This is a genomic window from Armatimonadota bacterium (genome assembly GCA_035527535.1).
In the GTDB taxonomy this organism is placed as follows: Bacteria; Armatimonadota; Hebobacteria.
Map to the genome: position 1 here is coordinate 1 of DATLAK010000018.1, position 8,615 is coordinate 8,615.

The 8,615-nt window shown below is 68.8% G+C and carries 8 protein-coding genes; 3 read left to right on the forward strand and 5 right to left on the reverse strand.

The annotated features are described in order from the left end of the window. From VM221_00810 to VM221_00830, 5 genes are all read right to left on the reverse strand, one after another. Positions 1-325, reverse strand: a 325-nt coding sequence (locus VM221_00810; GenBank protein HUT73358.1) for a hypothetical protein, incomplete at its 3' end; no start/stop codon positions are given. Next, positions 322-1,086 carry a sigma-70 family RNA polymerase sigma factor gene (locus tag VM221_00815; protein HUT73359.1) on the reverse strand — a complete coding sequence of 255 codons (765 nt, stop codon included), beginning with the start codon at positions 1,084-1,086 and terminating at the stop codon, positions 322-324. The genes VM221_00810 and VM221_00815, both read right to left, overlap by 4 nt. Before the next feature lie 196 nt (positions 1,087-1,282). Next, positions 1,283-2,959: a ComEC/Rec2 family competence protein gene (locus tag VM221_00820; protein HUT73360.1), complete on the reverse strand. Its 1,677-nt coding sequence runs from the start codon at positions 2,957-2,959 to the stop codon at positions 1,283-1,285. Continuing rightward, on the reverse strand, positions 2,931-3,563 hold the full coding sequence (locus VM221_00825; protein HUT73361.1) for a GNAT family N-acetyltransferase: 633 nt from the start codon (positions 3,561-3,563) through the stop codon (positions 2,931-2,933). Before VM221_00825 ends, VM221_00820 begins: the two co-directional genes overlap by 29 nt. 161 nt (positions 3,564-3,724) lie before the next feature. After that, on the reverse strand, positions 3,725-4,801 hold the full coding sequence (locus tag VM221_00830) for an aldo/keto reductase (protein ID HUT73362.1): 1,077 nt from the start codon (positions 4,799-4,801) through the stop codon (positions 3,725-3,727). 193 nt (positions 4,802-4,994) lie between these two features. On the opposite strand from VM221_00830, the gene VM221_00835 reads away from it, so the two are divergent. From VM221_00835 to ftsH, 3 genes are all read left to right on the forward strand, one after another. Then, positions 4,995-5,384 carry a RidA family protein gene (locus VM221_00835; protein HUT73363.1) on the forward strand — a complete coding sequence of 130 codons (390 nt, stop codon included), beginning with the start codon at positions 4,995-4,997 and terminating at the stop codon, positions 5,382-5,384. A gap of 20 nt (positions 5,385-5,404) precedes the next feature. Beyond that, on the forward strand, positions 5,405-6,364 hold the full coding sequence (locus tag VM221_00840) for a radical SAM protein (protein ID HUT73364.1): 960 nt from the start codon (positions 5,405-5,407) through the stop codon (positions 6,362-6,364). Positions 6,365-6,665: 301 nt separating this feature from the next. Beyond that, a complete protein-coding gene (ftsH, locus tag VM221_00845; protein ID HUT73365.1) occupies positions 6,666-8,564 on the forward strand; it encodes an ATP-dependent zinc metalloprotease FtsH in 1,899 nt (632 codons plus the stop codon). The last annotated feature ends 51 nt before the right edge of the window (positions 8,565-8,615 follow it).

Genomic DNA, 8,615 nt, shown 5'->3' on the forward strand with positions numbered 1-8,615 from the left:
TCGCCACCACGGCCGCCGCGGCGGCCGCCGCGGCCAATGCCCGCCGCCAGTAGCGGCGCGCGGGGCGCCGGGGCCGTCTGCGCCGCTGCTGCAGGCGCAGCGCGCTCATCGTCCGCGGTGCCAGACCATCCGGCGCTTGCCGATTGCCCAGCGCGTGCAGATGCGTTCGCAGGACGCGCAGCTGCTCCAAGTAAGCCCGACAGGGCGGGCACGACCACAGGTGCTGCTCCAGCTCCGCCGCGATTCCCGGCTCACGGCCGGCGGCAGGCGCGCCTGCTTCCCCGCCCATGTCGTGCGCCAACCTCCTGGCGCGTTCACAGTTCACGTACCGTCTCCCTCCTTCTGCCCGCGCAGCCGCCGACGCACTTCTTCGCGCGCCCGGAACAGCCGCGACTTGGTGGTTCCAATCGAACAGCCGACGACGGCCGCTATCTCTTCGTGCGTAAGTCCCTCGACGTCATGCAGGATGAGCGCGATTCGCAGCTTCCACGACAGGCCGGCGATCGCCCGCACCAGGTCCGAGCGCAATTCCTTGCGCTCCAACTCGTGCTGCGGGTCGAGCCCTGGCTCCGTGGGCGCAGACACGGCGTCATCCTGCAACTGCAACCACCCCGAGCGCGCCTGCCGCCGGGTGTAGTCCACACACGTGTTGACGGCGATACGGTAGAGCCAGGTCGAGAACGCCGATTGACCGCGAAAGCCCGCCAGCGATCGGTAGGCCTTGACGAACACCTCCTGCGCCAGGTCGCTGGCGTCGTCGCGGTTGGCGGCGAAGTTAGCGGCGATGCTGTAGATCCGATCCTGATGACGCGCCAGGATGACCCCGAACGCATCGAGATCGCCGCCCAGCACGCGCGTCACCAGCGCCTGATCCGGCGGTTCACCGACGGACGCCGCCACTCCCCGCGGCCGAGTTATCGGGGTCGCTCTTTCCACGCCCACCGACGCCGCCGAGTCCGTCAAGTACAGGCGCGGGGTTGACCGCGCACCCGCTTCACACAGCGCGGACGCAGGCGGCGCCTGGTGGGGGTGATTCGCCGCGGTAGCCGTACCTACCTGTCGCAGGTGGTGCTGGAGCAGGGGCATAGGCGCTCCGTCGCGGTCCGGGCATTGTCCCGTCTCTGCCGCGCTATCACCGTCACCCATTATGACGCGGGCGCGGCGAAGAGGGTTCCCGCACTTATCGAAGACCGGGAAAGAGCGGGGCGGAGTCTACCCTCAGTAAGGTCGAACGGTCCCCGCCCGCTCCGCCGCGCATACGCGAGCCGGTCAGGGGAGGCCTCTACTGCGGCATCGGCTCCTGGTCGGGATGGCGGCGGCCCAGCCAACGATGCGCGAGCGCCGCCGCTCCGACCAGCGCCGCGCAGTACGCCGCCACCAGCCACGCCGACGTGACTTCCGCCCGTATCGTCGCTCCCGGCAGATTGGACACGGCATAGACCAGGCCCACCCCGACCCGCAGCAGCGGGGCGTTGAGGTAATTGACGGCCGTCGCCAGCGGGATGCTGATGGAGCCGAGCACGGCGACGGCGATGCCGGTCGCAAGTAGAAGCGCAGCCGCGGGGATGACGAACAGGTTGGCGACGAACCCCACCGGCGAGATGTAACGGAAGTGCCACGCCGTGACCGGCAGCACCGCCAACTGGGCCGCCGTCGTTGCGCCCACAATTGCCGCCAGCCACCCCGGCAGCGGCCGCAGCAGGCGCATCATCGTGGGCGCCAGACCGACGATCCCCGCCACCGCCGCGAGTGACAACTGCAGGCCGATGTCGAACAGCGCCGCCGGGCGCACCACCAGCAGCGCCAGCGCCGCTACGGCGAGCATGGTGTAGCGGTCGAACTCCAGCGCATGGTGGTCGCCAACCGCCGGCGTCTGCCGCAGCATGAAGCCGAAGGCGACCATCCCTCCCATCACCGCCGCGCGCGCCACCGGCCGCCCGCCCTCGGTGAAGAGGGCGTAGAGCGCGATCAACGTCAGCGCCAGCGCCAGGCTCGCGTGCGTGGGCGCGGGCGCGAGCCGGCCCCAGGCGCCAACGTGAGCGCCGTAGCGACGGCGCCGGTAGTAGAGAGCGACGGCGCCCGGCGCGTAGACGATGGTGAAAAGCAAGGAGATCTGCGTCCCCGACACCACCAGCACGTGTACGACCCCGGCGCGGCGAAAGGCGTCCATCACCTCCGGCGGCAGGGGATGCGCCTTGGCGCCGAAGACGATGCTCCCCAGCAGCGCCCCCAGCGCCTCGGGGTAAGGCCCGGGCATGCTCTCGCGCATGACCCGCGACACGTGCTCGCGCACCGCGACGCCAGCGCGCTCGAGCGGGCCCAACTCGGCCGCCCCCAGTCGCTCCAGCAACCGCTCGTCCGTCACATAGGCGAGCGCCGACAGGCCCGCCGCCTGCAGGGCCGGCGCGCGCGTGACCTCTCCCGGATTCGTCGCCACCCGCGGGGGATGGATGACCGCGGTGAAGCGCACCCGGTCGCCGCGCTCGAAAGGCTGCCGTGACACGCAGGTGAGCCACAACCTGCCGCGCGCCGGAGAATGCCCGCCCGTCGCAGGATTAACGCAATCTCGCAGGTCCACAGCTATCGCCTGGCGGTCGCCCCAGGGGCGGGGGTCGCCGACGACTATGCCCTCGAAGGTGCCGGCGGTTCCGGTCAAGGTGGAGACGTCGCCTGCGCGCTTGATCTGCGACACGGAGTAGGCGAACCCGCCCACCAGCGCCGCGAGAAGCAGCACCAGCGCAGCCGCGGCGCGGCTGCAGCGCACGGTCGCGGCGACGATCGCCAGCGCGACGGCCGCCACCGCGCCCAAGGCCCACGCGGGCGGGATCTCATACTTGGCGCCCATCCCGATGCCCAGCGCGAACATCGCCACCGCGCAAGCCAACGGCCGCCCGCGCAGCTCCGCGAGAGCGGACGAGATGAGGCCGGGCTCAGCCGTCTGTGTTGGAACCGGTTTCATTGTCTCGCGGCGCTAGCGACAGATTCCCACGAGCGAGCCATTCCTCCCGCGTGATTTCAAGGTCTATCTCGGCGAACTTCCGGCCGCCGCGCTCGACGAGGTCCGCCACGCGCCGCACGATGCGCATTCCGCAAGCCTCGAACATACGCAAACTGCGATCATTGAACTCGAACACCGATGCCGCGGCAACGCGATCCGCGCCGAGCACGTCGAAGGCATGGCGCAGCAGCAGCCGCACTGCTCGCCTACCGTAGCGCTGGCCCCAATATGCCTTCTCGCCGATACAGATGTCAACGCGATAAGCGCGGTCGGACGGCTGCTTCTTCAACCGCGCCATGTTCGCAGGCTGAAGCCACATTTCGCCGATAACCGTTTCATCGGCCGTCTCGATGACAAAGAGCAGGCTGCCTTGCTGCGCAACGCCGCGGTAGATGCCCTCGATCTCGGCTCGGCTGTACTTCGGATTCTCTTTCCCCTCGGAGTAGTACGTCACCTCGGGGTCCCCAAACCAGCGCTCCACCGTATCGAAATCAGCATCCGTAAAGGGGCGCAGCCGCACGTGGTCGTCGGCGAGGTGAACATCGTGAGTTGGCAGGCGGAGCATTAGGACACCCCTCTTGGCACCAGACGTGAGTGAGTTTCCCTGGTCTGCGCCGCGCATCCGGCGACCTTTCTCCCTTGCAGGGAGAGGGTGACCGTCCTGCGATGCTGGACTTCACGTCCATGCCTCACGCCAGAGGAGTCGTGCGGTCCGTGTCCTCTCCCCTACTCGAACTCGGCGACGGCTTCGGCCAGGCGCTCGGGGATGGGCAGGGCGGCCGGGCACTTGGGCAGACACTCGCCGCATTCAGCGCACACCGAGGCCCGCACCTCCAGGGATTCGTAAAGCTCGCGCCCCAGGCGCCGCAGGTTCTGCGGGTACTCGCGCGCCACGTGCAGGGCGCGGAAGACCTCTGGGATCTCGATGCCCTGCGGGCACGGCTGGCAGTAGCCGCAGCGCAGGCAGGTCTGGCCGTAGCGGTAGGACTTGCCCAAGCGCCCCAGCGTCGTGATGAGATCGCGGCGCTCCTGGTCGCTGAGGCGCGGCGACTCCTCGATGGTGGCGACGTTCTCCTCCACCTGCGCCGCGCTCTCCACGCCGGGGATGACCACGCTCACCGCCGGATTGGAGAGGATGAAGCGCAGGCAGCCGGCGACGATGGGGTCGCGCTCGCCCGCCGGCTTCAGCTCCGCCGGCATGGTGAGCATGCCGCCGCTGAGGGGCTTCATGGCGATGACGCCCATGCCGCGCTCCCGCGCCAGCGGCATGATGCGCCCCGCGACCCCCTCGGGGTCGAGGGGATTGCAGGCGAGCATGATGGTCTCGAACTCGCCGCAGATGATGGCTTGCTCCATCTCGTGCACGGCGCGATGCATGGTGATGCCGACGTGGCGTACCAGACCCTGCTGCTGCGCTTGACGCGCCGCCTCGAAAGCGCCGCCGGGCGCCATCACCTGCTGCCACTTGGCGTCGTGATCCACGCTGTGCAACTGGTAGAGGTCCACATAGTCGGTTTGCAGCTCGCGCAGGCTGGTCTCCAGGTCCGTCCGGAGCTGGGCGGCGGTGCCGGCGTGGCTCTTGGTGGCGAGGATGAATTCGTCTCGGCGGCGCTTGAGGGCGACGCCGATCTTGCGCTCGCTGTCGCGGTAGCCGCGCGCGGAGTCAATGAAGTTGATGCCGAGGTCGAGCGCGCGGTTGAGCGCGCGCGTCGCCTCCTCTGGGCTGATCTTGTGCAGCTTGATGGCGCCGAAACCTAACGCCGCCACCTCCATTCCGGTCGGGCCCAGCATACGACGTTCCACTCTCAATCGCCCCTTTCGCGCCGAGCGACGCAGACCCCGCCGCGGCACGCACTTGTTGTACTTAACCCTTCTCGCACGCAAGCTGGATTCCCTGTCGCGAGGTCGCCCCGCCCCCGCTACACACCGGCAGGCGGCGGTGCCGGCTCCGGCGAAAAGGGACCCGCATCCGCGGACCGGATGACGGAGGAGCAAGATGGAGCGACCCCAGGCGTTGACATCCGACAAGCTGCCGCGCCCTCGGGGGTCGTATTCACAGGCGGTGCGGGCGGGTGGGTTTCTGTTTGTCTCCGGCATGACCGCGATCTACCCGGAGAGCGGCCAGCCCTGCACCGGGCCGGTCGAGGAGCAGGTGCGGGTCACGCTGGACAACCTGCGGACGCTGCTTGACGAGGCGGGAGCGTCGTTGGCGCAGGTGGTCAAGACCACACTCTACCTGGCCGACATGGATGACTTCCAGGCGATGAACGAGATCTACGCCTCCTATTTCCCGCAGCGCCCGCCCGCGCGCACGACCCTCGAGGCCGCGCGCCTGCCAATGGATTTCCTGGTGGAGATAGATGCCATCGCGTGGCTGGGGGGCTGAGCTATGAGGAGGGGGCGGCGGTGAGCGAACACAGGGCCTCTTACCTGGAGCTGGCGGAGCGGGGCGAACTGCAGCGCCGGGCGCCGCGGGCGCGGGAGATGCTGCGCGTCTGCAACGTGTGCGCCCGCTGCTGCGGGGTGAACCGGCTGGCTGGGGAGCTGGGCGCCTGCCGCACCGGCTGCGAGGCGCTGGTCGCGAGCGCCTGCCCGCACTTCGGCGAGGAGGCGCCCCTGGTGGGGGGCGGCGGCTCGGGAACGATCTTCCTGGCGAACTGCAATCTCGACTGCATCTTCTGCCAGAACTACGACCTCAGCCACCAGGGGCCGGGGGCGGCCACCACCCCCGAGGCGCTGGCGGCGATGATGCTGGCGCTGCAGGAGCAGGGCTGCCACAATATCAACTTCGTCAGCCCCAGCCACCAGGCGCCGCAGCTCCTGGCGGCGCTGGTGATCGCGGCGGGGCTGGGCCTGCGGGTGCCGCTGGTTTACAATACCGGCGGCTACGACAGCCCGGAGACGCTGGAGCTGCTGGACGGGGTGTTCGACATCTACATGCCGGACTGCAAGTACGCCGATGACGAGATCGCGCTCAAGCTGTCGGGGGTGCGCGACTACTGGGGGCGCAACCGCGCGGCCGTCACCGAGATGCACCGCCAGGTGGGGGAGCTTAAGCTCGACGAGTGCGGCATCGCCTATCGGGGGCTGCTGGTGCGCCACCTGGTGCTGCCCAACGACCTCGCGGGGACGGCGCAGGTGATGGCCTTCCTGGCGTCGCTGAGCCGCGATACCTACGTCAACGTCATGGCCCAGTACCGGCCGTGCTACCGCGCCGCCGAGGCGCCGGAGGTCAACCGCCCCATCATGCCGCAAGAGTATGACCATGCGATACGCTTCGCGCTGGACGCCGGTCTGCATCGCCTCGACCACCGGCGACACCGGCAACCGTGGGCCCGGCCACCGCTCCCGGCGCCCGGCCGATGACAGCCTGCGACGACAGCGGTCCGCCCCCGCGCAGGGGTCGTCGCGAGACCGGCTCACGCCGTTGCCGCGTCCCGGCGGCGCGCCCGCGTGTGCACCGCGTGGCCGGGGAAGCGTTGTTGGGGCACCGGCCCTGTGCTATAATGGTAATGCAGTTGTTGTGTTCCCCCACAGGAAATGGGGAACAATGTAGAGGCACGGGGCCTACAGGATCGTCGCGACATCAGCGGCGGCAGGTCGGCAAGCAAGCGGCGGCCGCTCCACGGCCGGAGGCTAGCGTTTGAACGGGTCCAGGTTCATCAAGATGCTGGTATGGGCGGGCTTGCTGGTGGGCGTGGTAGTGGCCGCGCGCCAGATCGCTCACAAGCAGCCTCCCAGCAAGAAGCTGTCCGCGAGCGAATTCCTGGCCGTGGTCGAGCACGGCCAGGTGGCAAAGGCCAGCTTCGGCAAGGACCTGGTCACCGGCGAGCTGCGCGACAATCAGGGTCGCTTCGAGGTGTGGCTGCCTGACGCGGAGCGGGAACCGTATGTCAAGGCGCTGCAGCGCAGCCACGTCGCGTTCGCCTACGATCGTCCACCCATTTCCGATTCGCTGCTCAGCAACATCATTGTGGCGGTGATCGTGGCCGCGCTGGTGGTCGTGTTCTGGATGTTCATCATGCGCCAGGCGCAGAGCGGCGGCAACCAGGCGATCGCCTTTGGCCGCTCCCGCGCCAAGCGTATCACCGAGGGCATGCCCCGGATCACGTTCGGCGACGTCGCCGGGGTGGACGAAGCGAAGGAAGAGTTGATGGAGGTCGTGGACTTCCTCAAGAACTCCAAGCGCTTCCAGATCCTGGGCGCGCGCATCCCCAAGGGGGTGCTGCTGCTGGGGCCGCCGGGGTGCGGCAAGACGCTGCTGGCGCGCGCGGTGGCGGGCGAGGCGGGGGTGCCCTTCTTCCACATCAGCGGCTCCGACTTCGTCGAGATGTTCGTCGGCGTCGGGGCCTCGCGCGTGCGCGACCTCTTCGAGCAAGCCAAGGCCAATCGCCCCTGCATCATCTTCATTGACGAGATTGACGCGGTCGGCCGCCAGCGTTTCGCCGGCGTCGGCGGCGGCCACGATGAGCGCGAACAGACCCTCAACCAGTTGCTGGTGGAGATGGACGGCTTCGACCCCAATGCCGGGGTCATCCTCATCGCCGCTACCAACCGCGACGACGTGCTCGACCCGGCGCTGACGCGACCGGGGCGCTTCGATCGCCGCATCGTCGTGCCGCCGCCGGACATGAAGGGGCGCACGCAGATACTAACCGTTCACGTCAAGGGCAAGCCCCTGACCGAGGATGTGGATCTGGAGGTGCTGGCGCGCCGCACGCCTGGCTTCTCCGGAGCCGACCTTGCCAGCCTCGCCAACGAGGCGGCGCTGCTGGCCGCGCGCGACGATAAGACCAAGATCGACATGAATGATTTCGAGGCCTCGGTTGACCGCGTCATCGCCGGCCCGGAGCGCAAGAGCCGGATCATATCGGAGCAGGAGAAGAAGATCCTCGCCAACCACGAGGTCGGGCACGCCCTCCTGGCCGAGGTGCTGCCCCATGCCGACCCCCTGCACAAGACCTCCATCCTCTCGCGCGGCCTGGCGCTCGGCTACACCCTGCAACTGCCGGAGCAAGACAAGCACGTCGCCACGCGCTCGCACCTGCTGGACGAGATCTCGGTCATGCTTGGGGGGCGCGCCGCCGAGAATATCGTCTTCGGCGAGCCCACCACCGGCGCCAGCAATGACCTCGATCGCGCGACCGAGGTCGCGCGGCGCATGGTGACCGAGTTCGGCATGTCCGACAAGCTCGGGGCTCGCAGCTTCGGGCGCCGTCATGGCATGCCTTTCCTCGGCCGCGACCTGATGGAGGACCGCGACTACAGCGACGAGATCGCCTCCGCCATCGACCGCGAGATTCGCAGCATCATTGACCAGTGTTACCACCGCGCCGAAGAGGTCATCCAGGAGCGGCGCCAGAGCATGGAGCGCATCGTCCAGGTGCTGCTGGAGAAGGAGACCCTCGACCGCGCCGAGTTCAAAGCCTTGCTCGACGGCCAGCCCTTGCCGGAGCCACGACCCGGCAGCGCACAGCCCCGGCAGGGGCGCCAGACCGCGCCTGACGCGCGCCGCCAGGAAGGCGAAAGCGTCGGCCAGGCGGGGATCGAGCCGTCGCCGGCATAAGCGTTACGCGATCCCATCGGCGCTTGGGTCGCAGGGGGCGCCAGGCACTTC

What these genes read in the sequence shown, in the direction of transcription:
- VM221_00825 (HUT73361.1), bottom strand. Translation starts at nt 3,563, where the DNA reads ATGCTCCGCCTGCCAACTCACGATGTTCACCTCGCCGACGACCACGTG.
- VM221_00835 (HUT73363.1), top strand. Translation starts at nt 4,995, where the DNA reads ATGGAGCGACCCCAGGCGTTGACATCCGACAAGCTGCCGCGCCCTCGG.
- VM221_00815 (HUT73359.1), bottom strand. Translation starts at nt 1,086, where the DNA reads ATGCCCCTGCTCCAGCACCACCTGCGACAGGTAGGTACGGCTACCGCG.
- ftsH (HUT73365.1), top strand. Translation starts at nt 6,666, where the DNA reads ATGCTGGTATGGGCGGGCTTGCTGGTGGGCGTGGTAGTGGCCGCGCGC.
- VM221_00820 (HUT73360.1), bottom strand. Translation starts at nt 2,959, where the DNA reads ATGAAACCGGTTCCAACACAGACGGCTGAGCCCGGCCTCATCTCGTCC.